The sequence below is a fragment of the Brevibacterium zhoupengii genome, assembly GCF_021117425.1.
GTDB lineage: Bacteria > Actinomycetota > Actinomycetes > Actinomycetales > Brevibacteriaceae > Brevibacterium > Brevibacterium zhoupengii.
Window position 1 is genome coordinate 2392466 of the sequence record NZ_CP088298.1, and the last position, 26798, is coordinate 2419263.

A 26798-nucleotide genomic window follows, 5' to 3' on the forward strand; every position below is an offset into this window, starting at 1 on the left:
CGCCACACCTGTGAAATCCCCAGCTGGGCTTCTCCCTGTCCTCTTCGCCGGCCTCGTCACCATCGTGGCCGGCGGTGCCATGTCTCTCCAAGGTCGAGCCAACGGCCTACTCGGCCCGATCCTGGGCCATTCGGTCTTCGCCGCGCTCGTGTCCTTCATCATCGGGCTCATCCTCGTGGGCACGACGATGCTGTGCTCCTCGCGCTCTCGAACCGGGGCGCGAATCCTGATACGACTGGTTCGCAACCACACGATGCCCTGGTGGATGCTCCTCGGCGGACTCAGCGGCGGCCTCGTCGTCATCGCTCAGGCATCGACTGTCCCGATCATGGGCGTTGCAATGTTCACGATGGCCTTCGTCTCCGGTCAGGTCACCGGCGGCCTCGCCGTCGATTCCACACGCCTGCCACCGGGCGGGAAGCAGCGGCTGACGGTCCTCCGGGTCTTCGGAGTCATCGTCGTCATCGCAGCTCTGGTCTACGGCGCGTCGGAGAGGCTGACCCTCGGAGTCCCCCTGTGGGCTCTGCTCCTGCCCTTCGTCTCCGGCGCCCTGACCTCAGTCCAACAGGCGTTCAACGGACGGATCAAGTCAGCCACCGGGTCAGTCATCGTCGCCACCACTGTGAACTTCGCGGTGGGTTTCCTCGCACTTCTCGTGGCCGCGGGGGTCATCATGCTCAGCGGAGTGTCCTGGGCCGGATTCCCGACGGAGCCGACTCAGTGGTGGATGCTGCTCGGCGGGGCCTTCGGCGTCATCTTCATCGGGCTGACCGCACTGACCGTGGCCAAGCTCGGAGTCCTCCTGCTCAGCCTGTTCTCGCTGTTCGGAAACCTCCTCGGCGCGCTGCTGCTTGATCTCCTCTTGCCGATCCCCGGATCCCTGGTGAGCACCACGACGGTCATCAGCGCCGCCCTGGTGCTCGTCGGAATTGCGATTACGATTATGCCTTCATCAGGAAATCGCCCAGAACCCTCGCCCCGAACTTGAGCGCCGAAATCGGCACCCGCTCGTCGACGCCGTGGAACATGGCTGGAAAATCAAGGTCGCCGGTCAGCTGCAGTGGAGCGAACCCGTAGCCGGTGATGCCCAGCTCCGCCATGGACTTGTTGTCGGTGCCGCCCGAGAGTGTGTAGGGCAGAACCTTCGCGGTGGGATCGTCATCGAGCAGGCTCTTCTGCATCTGCGCGACCAGCGGGGTGTCGAAGGGCGCTTCCAATGCGTCCCCCTCATCATTGGCTTCGATGTCGATGCCCTCCCCCGCAAGCTCCTTGATCTTGAGCATCACGTCTTCGTGCTGACCCGGCAGGGTGCGGCAGTCGACATAGGCTGTGGCTGTGCCCGGGATGACGTTGTGCTTGTAGCCTGCGTTGAGGAATGACGGGTTCGAGGTGTTCTGCAGGGTCGGTGCGACGAATTTCTCGACCGAACCGAGTTCGGCCAGAAGTTCGCCGATCGTATCGGCACGGAACTCGATTCCGGTGATCTCGGCGACGCCTTCGAGGAGCTGTCTGGTGGCAACAGGGATCTCCTGCGGCCATGGGTATTCGCCGATGCGAGAGATAGCCGCGGCCAGCCGAGTCACCGGGTTGTCGTCGTTGCGCTGGGAGCCGTGGCCGGCAGTCCCGTGTGCGATGAGGTTGAGCCAGGCGAGACCTTTCTCAGCTGTCTGAACGAGGTAGACGCGCTGACCGCGGACATCGACGGAGTAGCCGCCGACCTCGGAGATCGCCTCGGTGGCGCCGGAGAAGAGCTCCGGGTGATTGCGGACCATGTACCGAGCGCCATAGGTGCCACCGGCTTCCTCATCGGCGAAGAAGGCGATGATGAGATCGCGACGGGGACGCAGGCCCTGGCGCAGCATGTCACGCACGGCGGCGATGATCATCGCGTCCATGTCCTTCATATCGACGGCCCCGCGGCCCCAGAGCAGCTCGTCCTTGATGACGCCGGCAAAGGGGTCAACACTCCAGTCCTCGGCTGCTGCCGGGACCACATCGGTGTGGCCGTGGACGACGAGGGCGTCGGCATCTGGGTCGGTGCCCGCGATCCGTGCCACCAGCGAAGCCCTTCCTGGCGCCGATTCGATGATGGTGGACTCCAGGCCCACCTCGTCGAACCAGGAGGCGATGAGATCCGCGGCAGGGCGTTCGGGGTTGACCTTGTTGCCGCCCCAGTTCTGGGTGTCGATGCGGATGAGCTGCTGGCACAGAGAAGTGACCTCGGCCTCGGCGGCGCTGAAATCGTACACGGTGTCTCCCGTCGGATCGGTGGAAATGCGCTGATGCGATCCACGTTATAGCAACTGCGCCCACGCCACCGCACTATCCGCCGATCGTGATGTCAGGTGAGTGTTCACCGGCCCGCGTGAGTGAATGAGAAATGGCCTCCGGATCAGATCCGGAGGCCATTTCCTCTGTTGTGCGCGAAGGGGTGTCTGGTTGCACGACATCGTTCCGGTATGTCTCCCGACATGCTTCCGGTTCATGTCTCACGACATCGTTCCTGGGGTGTGTCACGACATCCTTCCGCTGGTGTCTCGCGACATCGTTCCGGTATGAACGATTCCAACAAGAACCGCTCGATCATCCTCGCCATCACAGAAGGCGGACTCACCCAAACCCAAGCAGCCCACCGCTTCGACGTCACCACCCGCTGGATCCGCACCCTCCTGACCCGCTACAAAACCGGCGGACTCGATGCCGTGGACCCGCAATCGAAACGCCCCCACACCAACCCCAACGCCACCGACAAGACCACGACCACCCAGGTCCTAGCCTTGCGCGACTCCCTGGCCGCTCAGGGACTCGATGCCGGCCCCGAATCCCTCTGGGACCGACTCCCCAAGACCACTCGACCCAGCACCGCCACGATCTGGCGGATCCTGCGTCGCAACAACACGATCACCGACCAACCCCAGAAACGACCACGCTCGTCCTGGCACCGCTTCGAAGCCGTCGCACCGAACGAGACTTGGCAGTCCGACTTCACGCACTGGCCCCTAGCCGATGGCACCGATACCGAGATCCTCTCCTGGCTCGACGATCACTCCCGCAAACTCCTCCACGCCACCGCGCACACCCCTGTGACCGGTCGAATCGTCATCGACACCTTCGTCCAGACGATGGACGCCTACGGACCACCAGCATCGACCCTGACCGATAACGGCATGGTCTACACAGCCCGGTTCTCCCGCGGCAACGACGGTAGACCAGACCAGCCCAACGGGTTCGAACAGCTCCTGTCCGACCTGTCTATCAAGCAGAAAAACGGTGGCCCGAACAAACCGACCACGCAAGGCAAGATCGAGCGGTATCACCAGACACTCAAGCACTGGTTAAGAGCCGACGGGTTCGTCGATACGGTCGAGGAACTCAACGAGCAACTGACCAGATTCGCCCATGTCTACAACACGCAGCGACCCCACAGGGCCATCGGCAGACGCACACCAGAGACTGCCTATGAGGCCACGACGAAAGCACAGCCTGTCATCGAGGTCGGCAGTCGAATCTGGCGCATCCGTTACGACCGCGTCGATGCCGAGGGAAAGATCAGTCTGCGCTTCGCGGGCAGACTGCGACATCTGGGCATCGGTCGAGCTTATAAACGACAGCGAGTCCTGCTGCTGGTCCATGGCAGAGACACGATGGTCATTGATCGGAGTGCGGGAGCCATCATCGCCGAACACACGATCGATACGAAGAAGAACTATCAGCCCCGAAAGGAACGATGACGTGAGACATGACCGGGCCAGAAATGAGAAATGTGCCGCGACATCGTAGGAACGATGTCGCGACACATGACAGTTGTGCGCGAAGGGGGACTTGAACCCCCACGCCCGATAAGTTGGGCACTAGCACCTCAAGCTAGCGCGTCTACCAATTCCGCCACTCGCGCTGGCAACAGAGATTACTTTACACGCGACTTTCGGCCGTGCAAAATCAGATCGGCCGATTGTGACGCACGGCACTCAACTGATTTCGCTGAGCTCCTCACCGGCGCTTGCACAGGCTCATTCGCGAAGTTCTGAGACCTCGGAGAGGATGTGCGGTTTGCCGGACTTGAGGTCGAAGACAGCGAATTTCACGGCCTCATGCCGACGCCCTTCCGTGATGGCGAAGCCAACGGTTGACGGCAGCAGCACGGGCTTGGCAAAGGACACGTCCCACCGGTAGGAGTTCAGCCTCGTATCGACCGCAGACAGGGCACGCGAGGCGCCGTACATTCCATGGGCGATGAGTCGCGGGAAGCCGAAGCCCTTCGCCGCGAGTCCGTTGAGGTGGATCGGGTTGTAATCGCCCGAAGCGTGGGCGTAGCGCTGTCCGATGATCGGATCGAGTCGCCACAGTGCGCTCGGGGTGGGAGCCGTGAACTCCTCCCGCGGTGGCTGCGGCTTCGATTCGGCATTGGGCAGCTTCTTGCCCTTGGCCAGATAGGTCGTGGTCTCGCGCATGCGCAATTCGCCCTCGACCTTCGCCTCGACGATGACCTCGATCGTGGTTCCAGCCGAATGCTGGAACGGACCGGCCAACTCCACATGGAAGTCGACGCTGTCACCGACATGCACGGCGCCGAGGCTGTCGATGCGGTTGTGGACATGGACCATGCCCATCATCGGAAGCGGCACCTCGGGATCACCGAGCAGCTGCATGCTCAGCGGGAACGCAAGCACGTGGAGGTAGCCGGGATGGACGGTGTTGCCCAGTCCGGCGCCGACGACGGTGGTGAACCCGGCGTAGGCGTCGGCCTCGATCGGCATACTGCGATCCAGGGCGCGGGTGGGCAGATCAGGACTCGTGCGTGTGCCCAACGGCAGTGCCTTGAGCACGGCCTTCGCATAGAGCGGCAGCATGGATTCCTTCGCCATCACGCACCCACCATGTTCTGTCCGCACACGCGCAGTGTCGAACCGTTGATGCCCCTGGCCCCCGCCGAGGCGAGGAAGCCGATGGTCTCGGCCACGTCGACAGGGTGTCCTCCCTGCTGGAGGCTGGAGAGTCTGCGGGCGACCTGCCGGGTCAACGCCGGCATCTTGGCGGTCATATCGGTTTCGATGAAGCCAGGCGCCACAGCGTTGATCGTGCCGCCGAGCTTCGCGAAATCCGACGCCGAGGCGGCTGTGAGTCCGATGACCCCGGCCTTCGACGTCGCATAGTTCGTCTGCCCGCGGTTGCCCGCGATCCCCGAGGTCGAGGCCAATGACACGACCTGAGCACCCTCAGCGAAGAGCCCCTTGGTCTGCAGGTGGGCGTTGATCCGGGCCTGGGAGGCGATGTTGACGGCGATGACGGAGTTCCATCGGGAGGCATCCATGTTCGCCAGCATCTTGTCGCGAGTGATTCCGGCGTTGTGCACGAGGATGTCGACCGGTCCGCCGACAGCGTCGGCGATCTTCTCCGCCGCGGTGTCAGTGGTGATGTCCAGCTGGAGGGACCTGCCGCCGACTTCGTTCATCACCTCGGCCAGGGCCTGCCCGGCCTGGGGCATGTCGACGCCGATGACATGGGCCCCGTCGCGGGCCAGGTTGCGTGCGATCGCAGCGCCGATCCCTCGGGCGGCACCGGTGACCACGGCGGTGCGCCCGGCCAGCGGCCCAGCATCTCCGGTGGACAGGAATTCCTTCATCCCGACCGGTGTACCGGCCTGAGTCGAGACGGTGATGAACTGTCCCGAGACATACGCTGATTTGCCGGAGAGTAGGAACCACAGCGCGGTGGCCACGGAGGGCGCCTGGACATCCACGCCGTCGAGGAGGATGCCGTTGGCGGTCGCTCCGCTGCGCATCTCGTGAGCCATCGACCGTGTCAGGCCGGTGATCCCCTGAGTCGCTGCCGCCAGCTCCGGGCTCTGTTGCTCAGGGTTGGGGGCTGCTGACACTGTGATGACGCGACCGCAGCGGGCCAGTGATCGCAGTGCCGTTCCGACCTCGAGCACGGTTTCTGACAGGTCTCCAGGGGCTGATGCCTCATCGAAGACGGCGATGATGGCTCGCAGGGACTCCCCCGAACTGGCATGGCGCCGAACTTCCAGGCCGTTGCTGAGCAGCAGATCCGCCAGCTTCTGTGCCTCTGGTCCGGAGCCGAGGACGAGGACCGGTTTCCGGTGGTAGTCCGCAGGGGTCGAGTCGAAGCGATGCAGTTCGACCGGCTGGGGCAGGCCGAGGGTCTTCGCGACCTGCTTCAGTGGGCCGTTTACCAGGCCGAGGTAGGTGTCTTTCATGCTGCCTCCACAATCGCGGTGAGTCCCTGGCCGCCTGCTGCGCAGATCGAGACCAGCGACCTCTTCTTGCCTGTGAGCTTGAGGTACTTCGCGGTGGAGGCGATGATGCGTCCACCGGTCGCTGCGAACGGGTGTCCCGCGGCGAGGCTCGAGCCCAAGGGGTTGAGCTTGTTCCGGTCGATGGATCCCAGTGCCCCGTCGAGGCCGGCCTTCTCGCGGCAGAACTTCTCCGATTCCCATGCCGCCAGGTGGCTGAGCACGGTCGAGGCGAATGCCTCGTGGATCTCGAAGACATCGAAGTCCTCGAAGGTCAGACCGTTGCGGGCCAGCAGGCGCGGGACCGCGTAGGCCGGAGCCATGAGCAGGCCCTCGGCTCCATCGACGAAGTCGACTGCCGCGGCTTCGGCGTCGACGAGGCGAGCCAGTGGTGTGAAGCCGTGCGCGCGTGCCCAGTCTTCGCTGCCGAGCAGGACGGAGGAGGCTCCGTCTGTCAGCGGCGTCGAGTTGCCGGCCGTCATCGTGGCTGGAGTGTTCAGCTTCTTGCCGAAGACAGGCGAGAGCTTGGCCAAGGATTCGGCGGAGGAATCCGCCCGCATGTTCGTGTCCCGGCTGACGCCGAGGTACGGAGTAGAAAGGTCATCGAAGAAGCCTTCGTCCCAAGCGCGGGCGAGGTTGTGGTGCGAGGCCAGAGCCAGAGCGTCTTGAGCCTCGCGGGTGATCTTCCACTCGGCGGTGGTGATCGCCTGATGCTCGCCCATGCTCATTCCGGTGCGCGGCTCGGCTGTCGACGGAGCCTGCGGAGCCAGGTAGGCGGGGCGGATCTGGGCGGCGATCTTCGCCCGCTGGGCCAGGGTCTTGGCCCGTGTGAGTTCGAGCAGGATCTCACGCATCGAATCGTTGACGACGATCGGCGCGTCCGACGCGGAGTCCACGCCCGATGCGATGCCCGACTCGAGCTGACCGGCATTGATCTTGTTGTTGAGGCTGACCACGGTCTCGAGGCCCGTGGCGCAGGCCTGTCCGACGTCGAACGCCGGAGTCGTCGGCGACAGGGCGGAGCCGAGCACCGCCTCACGGGTCAGATTGAAGTCCTTCGAATGCTTCAGGACAGCACCGCCTGCGACTTCACCGATGCTCTCTCCGGCGAGGCCGAAGCGGGCCACGAGCCCGTCGAGGGCGCTCGTGAGCATATCGAGGTTGCTTGCTTTGGAGTACTGCTTGTTCGAACGAGCGAACGGAATGCGGTTGCCGCCGAGGATGACAGCGCGCTGAGTGGGAGTGGACATTTGCACCTCCGGTATATGGATTTAACTGTTACAGACAGTACCTGATACCGTCTGTCACATGAAATCGCTCACAGATGGTCGGTCCACTCGGTGGCAGCAGCATCGCGACCTCAGGCGCCGAGAACTGCTGCGTGCCGTCCGGCATGTCGTCGACGAGCACGGAGACGAGCTCTCGATGGAGCAGATCTCAGAGCATTCGGGCACCACCAAGTCCGTGCTCTACAGGTACTTCACGGATCGAGCGGGACTGCAGGCGGCAATGGGCGAATGGGCGATGGATGTCATCGCCAAGTCACTCGATGACGCCACCGCAGCCTCGGCGCAGGATGCACTCACCAAGATGATCCATGCCTTTGTTGCGCTCGCCGCAGAATCACCGAATATCTACCGATTCTGCGATACGGCAGTCAACCGTTTCGCACCGACGGAGACTGGCGGGTTCTTCAACTCGATCGCCAGCCTCCTAGCCGATCGGCTATCCCTGGAAGGTACACAGGGACGCCTCTGGGCAGCAGGTGCGATTGGATTCGTGCGTGCCGCGACCGAAAGCTGGCTGGCCGATCCCAGCCGCCCCGATGAATTCGCCACCGCAATCAGTCAATGGCTCTGGGCCTCGTTGCCCGCAAAACTAGGAGTAGACGAATGAAGCTTTCCCTTGATCCACAGGCGATCAACAACGCCCTCGACGGCCAGTGGGCGGAGGCTCGGCGTCAGGGCAGGACCCTGGCACTCGAAGAGATCACGCATGAAGATCCTGCCGATGATCTCGAGACCACGCGGGCGAAGACGCTTGCCGGGGTCGAACTCATGGCCGACACCGGGCTGCCGATGGTGGCGTTGCCGCCATCACTCGGCGGCCGCAACCAACATGCGACCAACATCGCCAGCTTCGAGGAGACCGTCACAGCCTCACCCAGCCTGCAGGTCAAGGCCGGCGTCCAGTTCGGACTCTTCGGCGGGGCGATCCTGCACCTGGGCAATCCCGAACAGCACGACGCGTGGCTGGTCGCCGCACAGACGGGCAAGCTGCTGGGATCGTTCGCGATGACCGAGATCGGTCACGGCTCAGATGTGGCTGCGGTCGGCACCACGGCGACCTACGAGGTCGAGAAGGGCGAGTTCGTCATCGACACCCCCTTCCGTGCCGCGACGAAGGAATACATCGGCAACGCCGCTCGTGATGCTCATGCCGCGGTGGTCTTCGCCCAGCTCATCACCAATGGCGTCAACCACGGTGTCCACGCGTTCTTCGTCCCGATCCGCGACGAAGATGGCACCGTCCTCCCGGGAATCAGCATCGAAGATGACGGCTACAAGGGTGGCCTCAAAGGCGTCGACAACGGGCGGATCGTCTTCGAGCAGGTCCGGATTCCTCGCTTCAATCTGCTCGATCGCTACGGCGCCGTGGACGCTGCAGGGAAGTACACCTCCCCCATCGACTCCCCCGGACGCCGCTTCTTCACCATGCTGGGGACCCTTGTCCAGGGTCGTGTCTCCCTCGACGGAGCGGCCATCGTGGCGTCGAAGCTGGCACTGGACATCGCCGTGCGCTACGGGCTCGAACGCAAGCAGTTCACCACGGTCGATGACATCAACGAGACCACCCTGCTGGACTACCAGCAGCACCAGCGCCGTCTCATGCCGGCCATCGCCTCTGTCTACGCCTCGGCCTTCGCCCACGAGAAGCTGCTCAATTCGTTTGAAGAGGTCTTCTCAGGAGCCGACGAGAGTGAAGAGAACCGGGCCCTGCTCGAAACCCGTGCCGCGGCATTCAAAGCCGACACGACCTGGATGGCCCTCGACGTCATCCAGGAATGCCGGGAAGCGTGCGGCGGTGCCGGTTACATGGCCGAGAACCGTCTGGTGGGACTGCGCGCCGACCTCGACATCTATGCCACGTTCGAAGGTGACAACACCGTGCTCCTGCAGCTGGCAGCCAAGCGTCTCCTCGGCGACTATGCGAAGGAATTCGCCAATATCGACGTCGGCGGGGCCGCCCGCTACATCGGCACCCAAGCAGCCGAGCACACGCTCTACCGGACCGGACTGGCAAATGCGGGACTGGCCATCTCCGATGTCTTCACCCCCAACCTCGGCGAGAAGCGGATCCGCTCCGGACGTCTGCAGCGTTCACTGCTGGAGACCAGGCTCGAAGTCATGGTCTCCGGTCTCGCGCAGGCGCTGCGCCCGGCGATGAAGATGTCGGCCGCAGACGCCGCTGACCTGTTCAACTCCAATCAGCATGAGTTCATCGAGATGGCTCGTGCCTACGTTGAGCTGGAGAAGTGGAAGGCTCTCGACGAAGCGATGAGGGAGCAGCAGGACCCGGACCAGAACAAACTGTTCCGGCGTCTGCGCGATACGTACGGTCTCAGCCTCATTGAGAAGCATGTGGGCTGGCACCTGATGTACGGTCGCCTGCCGATGCTGCGTGCCCGTCAGCTCAACGAGACGCTCAACCGCCTGTGCGCGAAGCTCTCGGCCAATGCCCTGGATCTGGTGGACGCGTTCGGCTACGGCGATGATCACCGTCGTGCCACGATCTCGACCGGCGTTGAGGCCGAGCGACAGGACGAAGCCGCAGACTACTACCGTCACTCCCGTGCCCAGGAGGACTATGCGGTGCCGGAGAAGCAGCTGCGTAAGGCCGAGAAGGCAGCGAAGAAAGCCGCCGAGAAGGATGCTCGCAAAGCGAAGGCTGGAAAATAGAAGTCATCACTGCCAGTGAGTTCTGTTAGGCAGTGAGTCCGGAAAGTCAGTGAGAGGGCCGTGCGGCGAATCAGCCGCACGGCCCTCTCATATGTGTTGTGCCCGGCGTGTCGTGCCCGGGGCAGCTATCAGTGTCTGAGCAGTCAGGCGTTGAGGAAGTTCCTGAGTGTCGTCGAGACTGCCTCAGTTTCAGTGAGAAAGCCGTCATGGCCGACGCCGGAGTCGATGACGTGATGGGTCACGTTTCCGGGCAGGCTCTGCGCGAGGAGTTCGACCTGCGCGGGCGGGAACAGTCGATCCGAGGAGACCGAGACGACGAGGTTGTCGGTGCAGCTTTCGGCCAGTGCAGTCGTCAGGTCGTGGGAGCGACCTATGCGCACATCGTGGTCTCGCAGTGCACGGGAGAGCACGACGTAGCTGTGCGGGTCGAACCGGGCGGTGAGCTTCTTCGCCTGGTGGTCGAGGTACGAGGTGACTTCGTAGTAGTCAGGCGATCGACGGCGCCGGGAGAATCGGTTGTTGAGGTCGACATCGTTGCGGTACGTCAGGTGGGCGATCTGGCGTGCCAGACCCAGCCCCTGTGCGGGGAAGGCACCGACCGCGGTGTAGTCACCGGAGTAGTAGTCGGGGTCAAGCTCGATCGCGCGTTCCTGCATCATCGCCCAGGCGATCTGATCGGCTTCGCAGAAGGCCGGTGCTGCGATGATTGCGCACTTCTTCACCTTGCGTCTGTCAAGGAGTGCGAATTCGAGGGCTCTGGCTCCGCCCATCGAACCGCCGATGACGGCATGCCAGGAGTCGATGCCGAGGATCTGAGTGAGATTGTGTTCCAGGCGGGCCATATCGCGGATGGTGACCTGAGGAAATCTGGATCCATAGGGCAGTCCGTCATCATAGACAGACTGCGGTCCGGTGGTTCCCGAGCATCCGCCGAGCGAATTCGCACACACTACGAAGTATTTCTCGGTGTCGATCGCCTCGCCCGGACCGACGATCCCTGCCCACCATTCGGTGACGCTGGTGTCGCCGGTCAGGGCGTGTTCGATCAGGATCGCATTGCTGCGGTCCGAGTTGAGTGTGCCGAAGGTCTCATAGGCGACTTCGACAGTTCCGAACGTGTGTCCGGATTCTGTGACGAAGCCCAGGATTCGCTCGACGGAAGTGCTCTGGGTGGTCATGTCAGGCGGCGGCCGATGCGATCGTTGCGGCAGCGGCGAAGCCCTTGTCGAGGTCGGCGATGATGTCGTCGCTGCCTTCGAGGCCCACGGACAGACGCACGAAGGCGGGGTTCACGCCAGCGGCGGCCTGTGCCTCTTCATTCAGCTGGGCATGGGTCGTCGAGGCAGGGTGGATGACCAGCGAGCGGACGTCGCCGATATTGGCCACGTGGGAGTGCAGTTCAAGCGCATCGACGAATGCCACGGCGGCGTCGAAGCCTCCGGCGATGTCGAAGCCGAGGACCGATCCGACACCATTGGGCAGGTACTTCTTGGCGTTGTCGTGCCAGGGGCTGGACTCGAGTCCGGCGAAGGCGACCCGGCTGACCTGTTCGTGGTTCTCGAGGTAGGAGGCGACCGTGTTCGCGTTCTCGACGTGGCGGTCGATGCGCAGGCTCAGGGTTTCGATTCCCTGGGCGATGAGGAATGCATTGAACGGGCTGACGGCCGGTCCGAGATCGCGCAGACCCTGCACACGGGCCTTGAGGCCGAAGGAGACGTTTGCGCCGAAGGCGGAGTCCGCGCCGAGGTCGCGAGCGTAGACCAGACCGTTGTAGGACTCATCCGGGGTGTTGAAGCCGGGGAACTTCTCCGGCTGTGTGCCATAGTCGAAGTTTCCGCTGTCGACGACGACACCGGCAATTGAGTTGCCGTGTCCGCCGAGGTACTTGGTGGCCGAGTGGAGGACGACGTCGGCTCCGTGCTCGATCGGGCGCACCAGGTAGGGGGTGGCCAGGGTGTTGTCTGCAAAGAGCGGAACACCGGCCTCGTGGGCGATGTCAGCCACAGCGGCAATGTCGAGGACATCGGAGCGGGGGTTAGAGACAACCTCGGCAAAGAAGAGCTTGGTGTTGTCCTGCGCTGCTGACTTCCAGGCGGCAAGGTCGTCGACGTCGACGAAGGTGGTCTCGATGCCCAGCTTGCGCAGGGTCACGTGAAGCAGGTTGTAGGTTCCGCCGTAGAGGCTGGAGCTGGCGACGATGTGGTCACCGGCCTCGGCGATGTTCGTGATCGCCAGCAGTGCTGCCGACTGACCTGAGGCCGTGAGCACGGCGTGGACGCCGCCTTCGAGGTCGGCGATGCGGTTCTCCACAACCTCGGTGGTCGGGTTGGTGATGCGGGTGTAGATGGGGCCGAGCTCGGCCAGGGCGAAGCGGTTCGCGGCCGTCTCATTGCTGTCGAAGACGAATGAGGTGGTCTGGTGGATGGGCAGTGCGCGGGAGCCCGTGGCCGGGTCCGGTGTCTGGCCAGCATGGATCTGACGAGTTTCGAATGACTGGGTCATGATGTCTCCTTCGGTTACGGCTGATTCGCCCGTGGTGGTCCGCGCGATTGTTTGTGGTGATGTCACTACTGTCTTCGACTCTCAGTCGCCGAGCATGCGATCTTGTCATGTTCATGTCACCTGGCGTCATGTTTCGTCACACCACCAGTTTTCGCAGCGGTCACACCGCTGGGCTCCTCAGCGGAAGTTGCGGGCCTTGGTCGGCAGCTGCACCTCGAGCGGGATGAGCTTGTGCGCGTAGAGGCTCACGACCTCTCCTCCGCGTTGGATCAGCCCGGTGACCACGAGTGCGTTGCGTGAGGTCGCGATCGGCCTGAACCTCTTCATCAGCCCAGCCGTGGCCACGACATTGAGCATCCCGAACTCGTCCTCGAGGTTGATGAATGTGATTCCCGAAGCGGTGGCCGGGCGCTGTCGGTGGGTGACGATGGCGGCCACCGTCATCCGAGTCCCGTCCGCGGCCGCAGCGGCATCAGCAGTCGAGGCATAGCCGCGTTCGATCAGGGACGCTCGCAGGATCTCGGTCGGGTATCCGTCGACGGTGATCCCAGTGGAGAAGAGTTCTGCCAGGGTCGTATCGAAGGCATCCATGGTCGGCAGGGTCGGCGCCGAGGAGATCGTGGCGGTTCCCGGCAACACACCCGGGTGTGCTCCCGCGACGCCACCGGCCAGCCACAGCGCCTGCCTGCGATCGAGGTCGAAGCAGCTCAGCGCCCCCGCGGTCGCGAGTCCCTCGAGGCCCTGTTTGCCGATCCCGGTGCGCTCGGCTAAGTCCGTCACCGAGGTGAATGGTGCCTTCGCGCGTTCGGTCACGATCACCTCGGCGAAGGAACCGACATGAGACACCGAGTCCAATCCCAGCCGGATACCGAACTCGCCGAAGTCTCCGGTGCCATCGGGGCCGAGTCGTTCCAGGTCGCTGCCGGCCATCGAGTGGCGGATGTCCACGGGCAGGATTCTCACCCCGTGTCGGCGGGCGTCGGCGACGAGTGACTGCGGCGAGTAGAAGCCCATCGGCTGGCTGCGCAGCAGGCCGACGGTGAATGCCGCATGGTGGTGGTATTTGAACCAGGCCGACTGGTAGACGAGGTTGGCGAAGCTGATCGCGTGGGATTCGGGGAACCCGTAGTTCGCGAACGCGGCGATCGTGGAGAAGATGGACTCCGCGGTCTCCTCGTCGACTCCGTTGGCGGCGGCACCGGCCTGGAACTTCTGGGCCAGCTCGGCCATCCGCTTCTCTGACCGTCGCGATCCCATCGCCTGCCGCAGCTGGTCGGCATCAGCCCCGGTGAAGCCGCCGACGTCGATGGCCATCTGCATCAGCTGCTCCTGGAACAGCGGCACCCCGTAGGTCTTGGCCAGGGATTTGCGCAGCAGCGGGTGAAGGTACTCGACCTTGTCCAGGCCCTGCCGTCTGCGGATGTAGGGGTGGACGGAACCGCCCTGGATGGGGCCGGGCCGAATGAGGGCGACCTGGACGGCGAGATCATAGAACGTCTCCGGGCGCAGGCGGGGCAGGGTCGCCAGCTGAGCCCGTGATTCGACCTGGAAGACGCCCACCGCATCGGCCTTCTGCAGCATCGTGTAGACGGCTTCGTCCTCGTCGTCGATGTGGGCGCGTTCGATGAGCTCGCCTGTGTGCCGGTGGACCTGGTCGACCATCTCGTGGAGTGCGGTGAGCATGCCCAGCCCCAACAGGTCGAACTTCACCAGGTCCATGGCGGCACAGTCGTCCTTGTCCCATTGGACGACGGTGCGATGGCCCATCGTGGCCTTCTCGATCGGAACGACCTCACCGATGGGACGATCGGCGAGGATCATGCCACCGGAGTGGATGCCCAGGTGACGGGGTGAGCCAAGCAGGTCGTCCGCGATCCTGAGCACAGGCGCGGGGACCGGGGAATCCTCAGCCTCGGGCAGGGTCGACCAACGGTTGCTGGCCTTTGAGAACGCATCCTGCTGACCCGGTTCGTAGCCGAGGCTGAAGGCCGCGTCACGGATGGCCGATTTCGCCCGGTAGGTGATGACGTTGGCGACCTGGGCAGCCCGCTCGCGGCCGAAATGGTCGTAGACGTATTGGATGACCTCTTCGCGCCTGCCCGATTCGATGTCGATGTCGATGTCCGGATAGCCCTTGCGATCCGGTGAGAGGAAGCGGTCGAAGAGGAGTTCGTGCTTGACCGCGTCGACGGCGGTGATATCGAGGACATAGCAGACTGCGGAGTTCGCCGCCGAGCCTCTCCCCTGGCAGAAGATGGCCAGCCGATGGCAGAACTCGGTGATGTCGTAGACGATGAGGAAGTATCCGCAGAATCCCAGTTCTGCGATCATGTTCATCTCCCGATCCAGCTGGGCCCAGGCCTTCGGGTTCTCTGCTCGGGTCCCGTAGCGCCTGGCGCCGCGATCTTCGATGAGCTCACGCAGGTATTCCTCGGCCCCACGGTCATCGGGCATCGGTGCGCGCGGCAGATCCGGGCGGGCGGAGTTCAGGACGAAGGAGCATTCCCGGCCGATGGCCACCGCGTTCTCCAACGCCTGGCGCGGGAAGCGTGCCGCCATCTCCTCCCCCGTGTGGATCCGAGCGTTCGCCGTCGCCGGCAGCCACCCGGCCAGCTCGTCGAGGGACAGCCGAGACCTCACCGAGGCCCGCACCTGGGCTGACTTCCACTGCGCCCGGGTGGCGAAGTGGACGCTGTTGCTGGCCACGATCGGCAGGTGGGTGCGCTGAGCGAGTTCGCCGAGGTGGCGCAGCCGTTCATCGTCATCCGGAGTCCCATCCCGGCTGAGTTCAACTGCGAGACGATCGGCTCCGAAGAGCGCGATGAGTCTGTGCAGGGCACCGAGTCCCCCGTCGGGATCATTCAGGGCTCGACGCAGAGGGCCTTTGCGGCAGCCGGTGAGAATCATCCAGTCCCCGCTCATCGCCGCCAGTTCTTCGAGGCCGAACACCGGTCGGTTCTTCTCCCCCGCTAAGTTGGCCTCGGTGATGGCCATCGAGAGTCGGTGGTATCCCTCGACTCCACGGGCAAGGATCAGAAGGTGGGTGGCATCGGGATCGGTCTGGCCGGGGATCTTCTCCTCCAAGCCCACGGACAGCTCAGCACCGAAGACGGTGGGCAGGCCCACCTCGGCGGCGGCATGGGCGAACCGCACCGCACCGTAGAGACCGTTGTGATCGGTCAGCGCCAAAGACGTCAGCCCCGCGGCCGCGCCTGCGGCCACGAGGTCTTCGGGGTCGGAGGCTCCATCGAGGAAGCTGAACTGGGAATGCACGTGCAGCTCCGCCCACTCGACGCTCGAGGTACGCAGGATGGGGCCTTGACCCGGCCCCGAATAGCGACTGGCACCGTCGGAGCCGCCGGGTCCCACTGAGACCTGATGCCGGTCGGGGCGGGAGAAGGCGGGCGCGTCGGATCCGTCGGCGTGTTCGTCAACCGATTGCCTGTTGACCGTCTGCCTGTCGGTGACCTGTTTGCGCTTGGCCTGTTTGCTCTCCAGCCGCTGGGCCAGCTGGGACCAGGGGGTGCGCGGATTCGAAAAGCCCATCAGCGGTTCAGCTCCCTCATCAGCGGTACCGGCCGGTGATGTACCACTGGCCGTTCTCTTTGCTCAGCAGCAGTGCCTGCCCCGAATCGGTGACGACCTGCAGACGGGTCCGATAGGTGGCTTTCGCCGGATCCCACCAACCGGATTCCACAGGCCAGGAGCCCGAATAGTCAACGATTGTCTCGGTGGCTCCGGTCGGAAAGCGGATCGCATACGGTGCCGATTCCAGGCCTGCGGGGCGAGCCCCCACCGAGCGACCTCCCACGGCAAGCACATCGACGGGCAGGTTCTCAACCGTCGTCGGTCGGGGTGCGTGCAGTGCCCCCGGCCAGGGTGCCCCGGGGCTGCGCACCGGTGATGCCGCCTGCTGCCACGGCGTCCACAGGTTCGTTTCGGCCGGATCCCATCCGCCCTGCAGTCCTGGGACCAGAACCGCGTCGGGGCCGAACAGTCCCTGCAGCCGCTCCAGCGTGTGAGTGACCTGCCCGGTGTTCTCATCGAACAGACTCTTCGTTGCCCCGATGGGGGTGGTCAGCTCCGCGGCCACAAGGCTCAGAGCGATGATGCCCTCCTCGGAGAAGTCCTCCGGGTCGGGGCCGGGCTCGTCGGGAGCCGGCGTCTCCCTGTCCTGGCTGCTCTTGCTGTCTTTGCGGTTCTTGCGGGAAGGGGCTGAACCCTGCTGAGGGGAGGCCGGGCCTTTTCGAGTGCTTCCGGCCAACCATCCTTCTGCCTGCCACCGCAGACGATCGGCGATGGTGTTCTCGTTCATGTCCTCGATCCGCCAGGTCCGCTTCGAGGACTGCCCCGAGACGGCGATGAGCTCGATCGTGATCTGTGTGCACACGAGTCCTCGGCGGCGCACCGTACTCAGCAGGTCGGCGGCGAGCTGGCGGGTCAGGAATCCCAAGGTGTCACTGCGGGTCGTCGGCTCGTCCAGACCGAGTTCGACGGTGAGTCGCTCCTCCCGGACATGATCGCTCAAGGGTGCCCATTCGACGCCTGTGGCCAGATCGTGAGCGTGTTTGCCCAGCGCCCCGAAACGTGAGTTCACCGCCCGCACGTCGATTCCGGCCAGATCTCCCAAGGTACGCAGGCCCAGCTGGGTGAAGGTGTCGATGAGTTCGGTTGCGCCCGCCCCCGCATATTCGAGGGTGCTGATCGGCTGGGCGGCCAAGAACTCTGCGGTCTCCCCCGGCTCGACTCGCCGCGCCTGCCCCGCGGCGAGGACTGCAGCGAAGACGGTGTCGGCGATGCCGGGGAAGAACTCCCATCCGGTGGCCGACACCAGCGCGGAGATCAGAGCCTCAACAGCGCTGGGCTCATCGGCATAGCCGTGCTTGAGCGAGTCGAGGGGAATGGCGAGCGTGCCGGGACTGAGCAGAGTGAACCGTGCCACGAGTTCCTCGAGCGCTCCGACTCCTGCGGAGAAATGTCGGTTGTCTGCCTCCTCGTCCCAGGCCACCGCTTGGGCTTCGGGACAGCGATATCCGACCGCGCGTTTGTTGTTGCCCAACGCGATTCCGGCGGCACGAGCAGGCGCGTTGGCCGCTACCACCTTGCCCCCGCTGAGCACCGCCACCGGAGTGCGCGGGCTGAACTCGTGCTCGGTCGCGGCTGCCACGGCGGACCAATCGGGAACGGTGAGAACGAGCGTGCGACGACCCTCGGCGTTCGCGGCGGCAGGCACGCTGTTCCCAGCTGCTGGGCCGCTGCGCACCGCTGTGGGGCTCTTCCGCCCTGGTGCGGCTTCAGCTGACACTGCGGATCACCGGCCGTTCGAATGTGCCCTCAGCCGAGGTGCGTGGTGGTGCTTCGCTGGGAGTTCCGTCCGGTCCGGGCAGCAGGAACCGGTGGACGCCGGTCTGGGATCGGGCTTGCACAAGGCAGGACCGGAGACGTCCATGACCGTGTTCCGTGCCCGACCACTGCGTGTCGATGATGGTGATCTGCTCCGTGCTCCCGGGCATCGAGGTCAGGCTGATGAAGCTGATCTTGCGTTCGCGCACCTTCGCCAGCAGCCGGGCGCGTTCGCCGGCACTGGGCAGAAATCCTGGATCGACGACGAGGACGTCGAAGGATTCGATGAGGATGGAGGCCACACGCAGCCAGTCTTCGGCCGGGGTGACGAGGTTGACGAAGTGGTCGAGGTCGACACCCAAGTCGGCGATGGATGACACGGCCGGTTCACCGAGTCCGATGCCGGCGCACCATTTCTGTTCTTGGGTTGCCACGGCGATCGTGGCCAGGGCGCAGCTGAGGGATTGGCCTCCGGTCAGTGTCACGATCTCGCCTCGGGGAAGACCACCTCGGCGGAACATCGGCGCCAGCACCGGGTCCACGGGACGAGGGGCGAGCCCATCGAACAGAGCAGCAGCCGTGGAGATACCCATCTCCCGGCTGAGCTGTTCAACGAGTGGCACTGCAGACATGACATCCATTATCGAACTAGTGTTCTAAATAGGCAAGATCTACGCGGCCGTATTGTCCGCCCGGGCGTGTCGCCATTCCGCCTCAAACGGATCGGCAGGCGTCTTCTTCATCATGGTTCTCGCCCTTCTTCTTCGGCCTTCACCGCCGTTCGGTCCGGGAGTCCCCCTGACCTCGAACCGTGCCTTCATCATACGAGGAGCCACTGACACGTGATCGGAATCATCATGTGCGAGAGAAGACTTTCAATCCACTTCATTCTATTTTGTTTCGTCTGCTAAATATCCCAGTTCGATATGATTGGAATCTCACGCACACAGGCGTCCCCGCGGGGACGCTCCGCGCTCGACCCGGACCGCCTCGGCGGTAGGCTGAGCGCATGAGCGATGGGACCAACGAGACCACACGCCCGGCTCGGACAGGCTCGCGGAATCAGGCCGAGGCGGCAGCCAGAGAGTCAGCGACCCGGGCCTCCTATGATGCGATCGCGGAGACGTACACGGACTGGATCTCTGCCGAACTCACGGCGAAGCCGCATGATCGTGCGGTCCTCGGCGCCTTCTCCGAACTCGTGCTCTCCACGGGACATTCCGAGACCCTTGAGATCGGATGCGGCCCGGGACGGATCACGGCCTTCCTTGCCGCCCTGGGGCTGAGCTCCTCGGGCCTCGACCTCTCCCCCGCGATGATCGCCCAGGCATCTCGGCTCTACCCGAATCTTGAGTTCACCACCGGGTCGATGACCGCGCTGCCCAACCTCGACAACAGCGTCTCCGGACTCGTCGCCTGGTATTCCATCATCCATGTTCCCGATGAGTCCCTGCACACCGTATTCGCCGAGGCGGCACGAGTGCTGCGTCCGGGAGGGTGGTTCCAGCTGGCCTTCCAGCTCGGCGACCGCGTCGACCATCAGGGCCAGGCCGCCGGCTTCGACGTCGATCTCGACTTCCACCGCCGGTCGATCGAACAGGTTCTCACGATCGCCGAAGACCATGGGTTCACGCCCGTGGCCCGTCTCGAACGAGAACCCGATCAATCCGGCCAGTTCCCCGAGTCGACCCGTCAGGGCTATCTGCTCGTTCGCCTCGGGACCACAGCCTCGGACTCGCAGTAGCAAAGCTCATGGACCGGCAAGCGGGCGATCAGTGACAAAATGGGTGTCATATGAACATCGACATCGTCTTCCACACACCCGAGATTCCCGGCAACACCGGCAACGCCATCCGCCTGGCCGCGGTCACGGGTGCCCACCTCCACCTCGTCGAGCCCTTGGGCTTCGACCTCACCGATGCCAAGCTGCGTCGCGCGGGACTGGACTACCACGACCTGGCCCACGTCACGGTCCATGCGTCTCTGACGGATCTGTGGAACCACCTCGGCGAGCGTCGGGTCATCGCGTTCACGACCCACACGGATCAGTCCTTCGCCGAGGTGGACTACCGTGACGGTGATGTCCTCCTGTTCGGTCAGGAGTCGACGGGGCTGCCCGATTCCGTCGTCGACGATGACCACGTGGATCTGTCCGTGCGCATCCCGATGCTGCCGTCGAGGAGGTCGCTCAATCTTGCCAATTCCGCGTCGATCGCGATCTACGAGGCGTGGCGGCAGCAGGGATACACCGGCGCCTGAACGCGCGTAGACTTCTGCCCGACAGCAATTCCCGAAAGGACCACCATGACCTCCAAAGTGCTCACGATCGCCGGTTCCGACGTCTCCGGCGGAGCAGGACTCGAAGCCGATCTGAAGATGTTCGAAGAATACGGCGCATTCGGCACCGCCGCTGTAACCTGCATCGTCACCTTCGACCCGAATGACGGCTTCAGCCACGTCATCGAATTCATCGACCCCGAGGTTGTGACCAGGCAGCTCGAATCGACGCTGGCCGTGCACAAGTTCGATGCGATCAAGTCGGGCATGCTCGGGTCCGTGGAGAACGCTCTCGTTCTGGCTCAGAAGCTGAAGACCAATGAGCTGCCCTATGTCTTCGACCCCGTCCTCGTGTGCAAGGGTGCGGGCACAATGGTCGACCTCAAGGATCTCTTCGTCGACAACCTCGTGCCTTTGGCCACCGTCATCACCCCGAACCTCGAAGAGGCCGCCACGTTGGCCGGACTCGACCCGATCGATTCGGTTGAGGGCATGGTCGAGGCCGCGGAGATCATCCACGGCCAGGGTGCGAAGAACGTCGTCGTCAAGGGTGGTGCACGTCTGGCCGGTGAGGATGCCATCGACATCGTCTTCGATGGTGAGAGCGTCACGACGCTGCGCTCACGCAAGGTCAATGAGAAACTCGTCAATGGAGCAGGCTGCTCCTTCGCCTCATCCATCGCCGCTGGCATCGCCACCGGTCTGAGCATCCGGGACGCGGTCGTCTCGGCGAAGGAGAAGGTCGCTCACGGCATCGCGAACTGCCTCGACAACGCCACCGGCGTGGCCTCACTGTTCCACCCCGCGGCACGCACCCAGCCCTCACCCGAGGTCCGCGTCACGGTGGACTGACCCGAGCGCCTGAACCAGAGCGTCTCGACCAGCAGGAGACAAAGAGCTGCCCCGCACACCAGCTCAGATGTGCGGGGCAGTTCGCATGAGTCATGCGTGACGGTCGGAACCGTCTGGTCGGTCGAAACCGACAGGGGGTCAGCGCTTGCCGAAGCCCTTGTAGCGATCCTTGAACTTCTCGACGCGGCCTGCGGAGTCGAGGATGCGCTGCTTTCCGGTGTAGAACGGGTGCGATGCGCTCGAGATCTCAACGTCGATGACTGGGTAGGTGTTGCCATCTTCCCACTCGATCGTCTTGTCGCTCTTCGCGGTCGAGCGGGTGAGGATCTTGGTTCCCGACGACAGATCGTTGAACACGATCGGTGCGTATTCCGGGTGGATGTCCTTTTTCATATTCTTACCTTTGCTGAATCCGCTCAGGCGCCTGGTATGGGTCGACCCATCCGCCAGTGCCCGAATTCGTCTGCTGGACACGCTCCGTACCGTAGGAACCGGACACGAAGCGACAGTCCAGTCTATCTGATGGACCGGCCCAAAGCGATTCCCGCACCGTCTCCTAAACTGTGGCCATGAACACCAAGGAACGCATCTCCGCGCAATTCGACCTCACGCCCGCCGCAACTGCTCCCGACCTCATGGCTGCATCGACCGCCGAGGCGCTGTCGTCGATCGCCGGCGACGTCCACGCATTCGCCATCGATCCGCAGATCGCCGACACAGCCGCCCTGCTCGATGCCACCGGGCTGGGACCCGAAACCTCGGCGAACTGTGTTCTCGTCGCTGGTTCGCGTGCCGGGGAGGAGCGCATCGCCGCCTGCATGGTGCTCGCGAACACCCGGGCCGATGTGAACAAGCGCGTGAAGAAACTCCTCGACGTGCGCAAGGCCTCGTTCCTGCCCATGGACCGTGCGGTCGGCGAATCGGGGATGGAGTATGGCGGCATCGGGCCCATCGGTCTGCCTGCCGACTACCGGATCCTCATCGACTCACGCGTCGCCGAGTCCAAGGAGCTCATCATCGGTTCGGGGATCCGCGGTTCCAAGCTCATCCTCTCCGGTACAGCACTGGCATCGCTTCCCACCGCCGAGGTGGTCGAGGGTCTCGCGAACGAGATCAGCTGAGATTTTCGGTCAGCTCAAACCCTCGGTCAGCTCAGTCCTGCCTGATCGAGTACATAGGTGATGAGTGGTTCGTAGAGGTAGGGTACGACGTCATCGTCGAGGGGGACGGTGACCTCGATGGCTCCCTGCGCCTCGGCGACGAAGAGGGCAGGATCGTTGCAGTCGGCGTAGCCCAGCGTGCGCAGTCCCCGGGTCGAGGCTGCACCTGCCCACCCATGATCGGCCACGATCAGATCGGGGGCAGCGCCACCTCGGCGGGTGATGTCGTTAAGCAGTGCGTGCATGGGTTCGGCGAGGTGGGTGTGCGGGGTTCCGCCGTGCTGGTGCCAGGTCCACACGCGGTTGATCTGCCGGCAGTCGCCGCCGAGTCCCGGGACCGGAACGGCGTTGGCCTGGTGAGTGATGGTGGCGCCACCGGCTTCGGCTGCCTCGGCGATGGCCATGTGCACGGGAAGCAGGCCCGCGGGGTGGCCGGTGGCGAAGAGGATCTCTCCCCCGGCACGCGTGACCTCGCCGATGGCCACGGCTAAACGCTCGAGCGCGTCGATGCAGCGTTGCGTCGAAATCGTGTCGACGCCTTCGATGAAGTCCACCTCAGGGCGTAGCCCGCACCGGTCGACCATAAGAGCGAACACGGAGTCATAGTCCCAATCACGGGTGAGTTCGACACCGAAGTCGAACTGCTTCTCCTGTGCGAGGAATCGGTGGATGTGAGAGAGATTGTTCTCCCTGGGTGTCCCCACCTCACCGGTGATGCGAGCTGCTTTCAGGGCGTGGGCGAGTGTGGTGCGGTCCACTGGTCTCCTCTTGTGCGGTCACGTGCGCCAAAGTCACGACGGACAAGGTCATGAAAATGGCTGGATAGTGTCTGCGACCAGTCTCCCACAGCCGGTCTCGTTCCCGGTCAGCGCTGTGAAGGGCTCTGGTCCGGCAATGGTCGGCGCCCTGTGACCGTCAGCAGCATCTCTCGGGCGCTCGCCCTCACTTCGCGCGGGCCGGTGCCCATGCTGAAATCTGCGTCCTCGGCGATGAGTCTGAGGCCGGTGAGATCCGTGCCGAAGTAGGCAAGGTTCTTCTCCCCTGCCTGTTCGAGTACGAGTCTGATCCGTTCGGCGGGAGCCGGTGCAAGCCCCAGAGGCTCCGTGATGTCGAGGCCGTGGATGACGTCATGGCTGAGCGCTCCCACCGGACCGCCGCCGGGTGGTCTCCACGGATTGCGGATATTCTCTCGCAGGGCGGAGAGAAGGGCGACGTCGGTGAGTGTGGACGTGTCCTCGTGGGCGACATGATCGGCGAAGTCGTTGAACCTGAATCCGTGTCTGACCAGGCCCACAAAGAACCGGAGACCTCCGTGTCGATAGGCCATCGTCATATGGGCGACGACTTCCCTGACCCGCCACCCGGTGCACAGCGAGGGCACCGACCAGTCGTGTGAGTCGAGTTCATCGAGCAGGCCGACCATGCGGGCGCGCTCGGCGAAGGTCTCGTCGCGGATGAGTTCAGCGGAAGGATGTGTGTTCTTTTCTGAGTTCATACTTCTTATACGCAGGCCCGGGCTCGAACTCATCGGTCCCGGGTGAAATTCTTCTCAGAGGCGCGCCTCAGGCAGTGGAGTCCACACTCTCCGGGAGGCCGAATTCGCGGAATCGTCCCTGGCTGCCGAGGAACGTGACCAGATGGGATACCGTGTTCTCTCGCACCTCAACGAGGAGCAGCGCAAGGGCACGGGACACTCCGTCGCTGCCGACCCGGTACTGCCCGAAGCCTGGGCTGCCGTTGATCGGCACGGGAATAAGACGGTCACCATCGCAGGCATCGGCTGCGCCCATGACCGAAAGAATGGTCTCTCGTCCTTCGAGCCACCAGGCGAACGGCGGCATCGAGGACCGGGCGTCTTCACGCAGCAGGCGGCTGAGCGCGACCATATCGTGAGCCTCGAAGGCACTGACATAGTCATCGAGCAGTTGACGTTGCCGGGCGTCGGTGGGGTCGAAGACCTCTGTTGTCTCTGGTGGGGACTTCGCCAAGCGAGCTCGTGCCCGCTGCAGGGCGCTGTTGACGGCAGGCACCGTCGTTCCGATGATGTGCGCGGACTCCTCGGCGCTGAAGCTGAGAACCTCCCGCAGCAGGAGCACCGCACGTTGTCGTGGTGCCAAGCGCTGCAGGGCCGCGATGAAGGCGTAGCGCACACTCAAGCGCTGTTCGACGATCTCGGCCGGGTCGGTGGCCGAGATCACCCGGGCGTCGGGGATCGGTTCGACGAAGTGATCGGCCGACAGCGGCGCACCCAGCTCAGCGGACGTGGTGCCTGTCCGCGCAGGGCCCAGGTCGGTGGCCCTGGACCGGCGACGTGCGTCTCGCAGCAGATCCAGGCAGATGTTGGTCGCGATGCGATGCACCCAGGTGGAGAGCTTCGCCCGTTGCGGGTCATAGTTCTCAAGGGAGCGGTAGGCCCGCAGGATCGTCTCCTGGACGGCGTCGTCGGTGTCCGCCACGTTGCCGAGCATTCGGTAGCAGTAGGCAGTCAGCCGAATACGCAGTTCCTCGAGATCATCGACCGTTGGTCTGAGCGGTGCGTCTGTGCTCACACCGACATCATCACATGCATTCGAGGCGGGTGACCATCCTTGAACAAGGATATGGATGGCGCTTGTGCAGTTGGTGTGGCGTGAGGCTCGACCTCAGAGATCGGCAGCGGGCTCCGTCTGCAGAGCAAAGCAGGCCACCGCCGAGGCGGCTGCGACGTTGAGTGAGTCCACTCCCCCTGACATCGGGATCATCACCGTCGAATCGCAGGCGGCGATCGTTGAACGGCGCAGACCGTCGCCCTCGGTACCGAAGACGATGGCGGTGCGCTCGGGAGCGTTCGCGGCGAAATCACGGATGGCCACCGAATCCTGTTCGAGAGCCAGAGCTGCGACATGGAAGCCGAGCTCACGCAATGAGTCGACTCCAGCCGGCCAGGACTCGATCCGCGTCCACGGGACCTGGAAGACCGTGCCCATGGAGACTCGGATGGAACGCCGGTAAAGAGGATCGGCGCACCTCGGCGTGACCAGGACGGCGTCGACGCCGAACGCGGCGGCGGATCGGAAGATCGCGCCCACATTCGTATGGTCGACGACGTCTTCGATGACGACGATGCGTTTGGCTTTGGCCACGAGCTGGGAAACATCGGCCATCTCCGGGCGATGCATGGCCGCCAGCGCACCTCGGTGCAGGTGGAAGCCGGTGAGTGCTTCGACTGCAGCATCGGTGCCGATGAAGATCGGAGCATCATTGGCGGCGATGAGGTCGGCTAGGTCGAAGAGCCATTTGGGGCTGGTCAGGTAGGACCGGGGAACCATGCCTGCGGCGTGGGCACGGCGGATGATCTTTGAGGACTCGGCGATGAACAGGCCCTCGGCCGGTTCCCGGACGCTGCGCAGGGCGACATCCGTCAGCTGGGTGTAGTCATACAGGTCGGTGGCCGAGACACTGACCTCGCCAACTCCGCTCTCGGAGCCGACGCCCCCGTCGACGCCGTCCCCGACCCCGTCGCCAACGCCATTGATCGTCTCCTCGTCGAAGAACCGCAGACGGGCGGCGGTGATGCCGAGTTCGGCGGCACGGTCGATGACCTGCTGCCTCGTCAGTGGTGCCTTCGCCGGTGTATTCATGCGATCACAGGGTAAGGATGCGCCAGATGGCGACGAGCCCGAGGATGACGATGATGGTGCGCAGCAGGACGGGTGAGAACTTGCGTCCCACGCGGGCTCCGAAGTAGCCGCCGATGAGTGAGCCGATGGCGATGCAGATGACGGCGATCCAGTTGATCCGATCGTGGCCGACGATGATGTAGGTGCTCGCAGAGACCGTGTTGACGACCAGGACCAGGACGTTCTTCAGTCCGTTGAGCCGCTGCAGGTCATCGGGCAGGAGCAGTCCGAGCAGGGCGATGAGTATGATGCCCTGGGCCGCGGCGAAGTAGCCGCCGTAGATCGCGGTCAGGAAGACCACGACGAGGACGAGGATATAACGGCCGGTGGAGAGCGTGTCGCCGACCGAGGCCGCCACATGTTCCTTGCCTGCCTTTTCGGCACGGCGGACTGCTCTGCTCTTGAGATGACGTGACAGCGCCGGCTGGGCCACGACCATGACGAGGGCGACGACGAGAAGGACCGGGACGATCGTTTCGAAGGCGTCTTCTGGCAGGTGGAGAAGCAGATAGGCGCCGGTCAGCGATCCCAGGATGGAGGCCGGCACGAAGCCGAGGATCCTCCGCCATTGCCCCTTCAGCTCCTCCCGGTAGCCGAAGGACGACGCGATGTTGCCGGGGATGAGTCCGACCGCGTTGCTCATCGTCGACACGACCGGGGGCACGCCGAAGGCGACGAGCACCGGGAAGGTGATGAGGGTACCGGAGCCGACGACGGCGTTGATGCCGCCAGCGCCGATTCCTGCGAGGACGATCAGCGCGATCTGCCACAGTTCCATTCCGAGAACTGGGTC

At 64.0% G+C, this 26798-nt stretch carries 23 protein-coding genes and 1 tRNA gene; 8 read left to right on the forward strand and 16 right to left on the reverse strand.

Annotated features, from left to right (window positions below; genetic code table 11):
* Nucleotides 1-10 precede the first annotated feature (10 nt).
* Nucleotides 11-988: a DMT family transporter gene (locus LQ788_RS10960; protein WP_231440926.1), complete on the forward strand. Its 978-nt coding sequence runs from the start codon at nt 11-13 to the stop codon at nt 986-988.
* Here the strand turns inward: LQ788_RS10960 and LQ788_RS10965 are convergent.
* Nucleotides 942-2249 (reverse strand): M20/M25/M40 family metallo-hydrolase, encoded by a 1308-nt coding sequence (locus tag LQ788_RS10965; protein WP_231440927.1) that lies wholly within the window; start codon nt 2247-2249, stop codon nt 942-944. The genes LQ788_RS10960 and LQ788_RS10965 overlap by 47 nt on opposite strands.
* 306 nt (nt 2250-2555) lie before the next feature.
* On the opposite strand from LQ788_RS10965, the gene LQ788_RS10970 reads away from it, so the two are divergent.
* Nucleotides 2556-3731, forward strand: a complete 1176-nt coding sequence (locus LQ788_RS10970; RefSeq protein ID WP_231440929.1) for an integrase core domain-containing protein — start codon at nt 2556-2558, stop codon at nt 3729-3731.
* Nucleotides 3732-3807: 76 nt separating this feature from the next.
* Here LQ788_RS10970 and LQ788_RS10975 read toward each other — a convergent pair.
* From LQ788_RS10975 to LQ788_RS10990, 4 genes are all read right to left on the reverse strand, one after another.
* A tRNA-Leu gene (locus LQ788_RS10975) sits at nt 3808-3895 on the reverse strand.
* Nucleotides 3896-4010: 115 nt separating this feature from the next.
* The gene (locus LQ788_RS10980; protein WP_231440931.1) at nt 4011-4865 is read right to left on the reverse strand and encodes a MaoC family dehydratase; all 855 of its coding nucleotides are present in this window, start codon (nt 4863-4865) and stop codon (nt 4011-4013) included.
* On the reverse strand, nt 4865-6217 hold the full coding sequence (locus tag LQ788_RS10985) for a 3-oxoacyl-ACP reductase (RefSeq protein WP_231440933.1): 1353 nt from the start codon (nt 6215-6217) through the stop codon (nt 4865-4867). Before LQ788_RS10985 ends, LQ788_RS10980 begins: the two co-directional genes overlap by 1 nt.
* Nucleotides 6214-7503, reverse strand: coding sequence for an acetyl-CoA C-acetyltransferase (locus tag LQ788_RS10990; RefSeq protein WP_231440935.1), 1290 nt, complete (start codon nt 7501-7503; stop codon nt 6214-6216). Before LQ788_RS10990 ends, LQ788_RS10985 begins: the two co-directional genes overlap by 4 nt.
* A gap of 58 nt (nt 7504-7561) precedes the next feature.
* Between LQ788_RS10990 and LQ788_RS10995 the strand changes: the two genes are divergently transcribed.
* Together LQ788_RS10995 and LQ788_RS11000 are read left to right on the forward strand one after the other, a co-directional pair.
* Nucleotides 7562-8149, forward strand: a complete 588-nt coding sequence (locus LQ788_RS10995) for a TetR/AcrR family transcriptional regulator (RefSeq protein WP_231440937.1) — start codon at nt 7562-7564, stop codon at nt 8147-8149.
* Nucleotides 8146-10212, forward strand: coding sequence for an acyl-CoA dehydrogenase family protein (locus tag LQ788_RS11000; protein WP_231440938.1), 2067 nt, complete (start codon nt 8146-8148; stop codon nt 10210-10212). The genes LQ788_RS10995 and LQ788_RS11000 overlap by 4 nt, the downstream gene beginning before the upstream one ends.
* A gap of 143 nt (nt 10213-10355) precedes the next feature.
* On the opposite strand, the gene metX is transcribed toward LQ788_RS11000, so the two are convergent.
* The 5 genes from metX to LQ788_RS11025 all read right to left on the reverse strand — a co-directional run bounded on the left by metX (nt 10356) and on the right by LQ788_RS11025 (nt 18689).
* Nucleotides 10356-11390, reverse strand: a complete 1035-nt coding sequence (metX, locus tag LQ788_RS11005) for a homoserine O-acetyltransferase MetX (RefSeq protein WP_231440940.1) — start codon at nt 11388-11390, stop codon at nt 10356-10358.
* A gap of 1 nt (nt 11391) precedes the next feature.
* Complete coding sequence (locus tag LQ788_RS11010) at nt 11392-12714, reverse strand: O-acetylhomoserine aminocarboxypropyltransferase/cysteine synthase family protein (RefSeq protein ID WP_231440942.1); 1323 nt, start codon at nt 12712-12714, stop codon at nt 11392-11394.
* Nucleotides 12715-12891: 177 nt separating this feature from the next.
* Nucleotides 12892-16260 (reverse strand): error-prone DNA polymerase, encoded by a 3369-nt coding sequence (locus tag LQ788_RS11015; RefSeq protein WP_231440944.1) that lies wholly within the window; start codon nt 16258-16260, stop codon nt 12892-12894.
* A 19-nt stretch (nt 16261-16279) separates the two neighbouring features.
* A complete protein-coding gene (locus LQ788_RS11020) occupies nt 16280-18019 on the reverse strand; it encodes a Y-family DNA polymerase (RefSeq protein ID WP_231440945.1) in 1740 nt (579 codons plus the stop codon).
* Entirely contained in the window at nt 18009-18689 is a 681-nt protein-coding gene (locus tag LQ788_RS11025; protein WP_231440947.1) for a DNA recombination/repair protein RecA, read from the reverse strand. Before LQ788_RS11025 ends, LQ788_RS11020 begins: the two co-directional genes overlap by 11 nt.
* 377 nt (nt 18690-19066) lie before the next feature.
* On the opposite strand from LQ788_RS11025, the gene LQ788_RS11030 reads away from it, so the two are divergent.
* The 3 genes from LQ788_RS11030 to LQ788_RS11040 are packed head-to-tail and all read left to right on the forward strand — an operon-like array spanning nt 19067 to nt 21186.
* On the forward strand, nt 19067-19801 hold the full coding sequence (locus tag LQ788_RS11030) for a class I SAM-dependent methyltransferase (RefSeq protein WP_231440949.1): 735 nt from the start codon (nt 19067-19069) through the stop codon (nt 19799-19801).
* Nucleotides 19802-19851: 50 nt separating this feature from the next.
* Nucleotides 19852-20316: a tRNA (cytidine(34)-2'-O)-methyltransferase gene (locus LQ788_RS11035; RefSeq protein WP_231440951.1), complete on the forward strand. Its 465-nt coding sequence runs from the start codon at nt 19852-19854 to the stop codon at nt 20314-20316.
* A 45-nt stretch (nt 20317-20361) separates the two neighbouring features.
* Entirely contained in the window at nt 20362-21186 is an 825-nt protein-coding gene (locus LQ788_RS11040) for a PfkB family carbohydrate kinase (protein WP_231440953.1), read from the forward strand.
* A gap of 138 nt (nt 21187-21324) precedes the next feature.
* On the opposite strand, the gene LQ788_RS11045 is transcribed toward LQ788_RS11040, so the two are convergent.
* Nucleotides 21325-21579, reverse strand: coding sequence for a type B 50S ribosomal protein L31 (locus tag LQ788_RS11045; protein WP_009881328.1), 255 nt, complete (start codon nt 21577-21579; stop codon nt 21325-21327).
* A gap of 176 nt (nt 21580-21755) precedes the next feature.
* Between LQ788_RS11045 and LQ788_RS11050 the strand changes: the two genes are divergently transcribed.
* Entirely contained in the window at nt 21756-22307 is a 552-nt protein-coding gene (locus LQ788_RS11050) for a YbaK/EbsC family protein (protein WP_231440955.1), read from the forward strand.
* Between the two features lie 26 nt (nt 22308-22333).
* On the opposite strand, the gene LQ788_RS11055 is transcribed toward LQ788_RS11050, so the two are convergent.
* The 5 genes from LQ788_RS11055 to LQ788_RS11075 all read right to left on the reverse strand — a co-directional run bounded on the left by LQ788_RS11055 (nt 22334) and on the right by LQ788_RS11075 (nt 26783).
* Nucleotides 22334-23104 carry a phosphatase gene (locus LQ788_RS11055; RefSeq protein WP_231440957.1) on the reverse strand — a complete coding sequence of 257 codons (771 nt, stop codon included), beginning with the start codon at nt 23102-23104 and terminating at the stop codon, nt 22334-22336.
* A gap of 107 nt (nt 23105-23211) precedes the next feature.
* Nucleotides 23212-23841, reverse strand: coding sequence for a maleylpyruvate isomerase family mycothiol-dependent enzyme (locus LQ788_RS11060; RefSeq protein WP_231440959.1), 630 nt, complete (start codon nt 23839-23841; stop codon nt 23212-23214).
* A 67-nt stretch (nt 23842-23908) separates the two neighbouring features.
* Nucleotides 23909-24895 carry an RNA polymerase subunit sigma-70 gene (locus LQ788_RS11065; protein ID WP_231440962.1) on the reverse strand — a complete coding sequence of 329 codons (987 nt, stop codon included), beginning with the start codon at nt 24893-24895 and terminating at the stop codon, nt 23909-23911.
* Between the two features lie 93 nt (nt 24896-24988).
* Nucleotides 24989-25966 (reverse strand): TrmH family RNA methyltransferase, encoded by a 978-nt coding sequence (locus tag LQ788_RS11070; RefSeq protein WP_231440964.1) that lies wholly within the window; start codon nt 25964-25966, stop codon nt 24989-24991.
* A gap of 4 nt (nt 25967-25970) precedes the next feature.
* On the reverse strand, nt 25971-26783 hold the full coding sequence (locus LQ788_RS11075) for a sulfite exporter TauE/SafE family protein (protein ID WP_231447403.1): 813 nt from the start codon (nt 26781-26783) through the stop codon (nt 25971-25973).
* Nucleotides 26784-26798 lie beyond the last annotated feature (15 nt).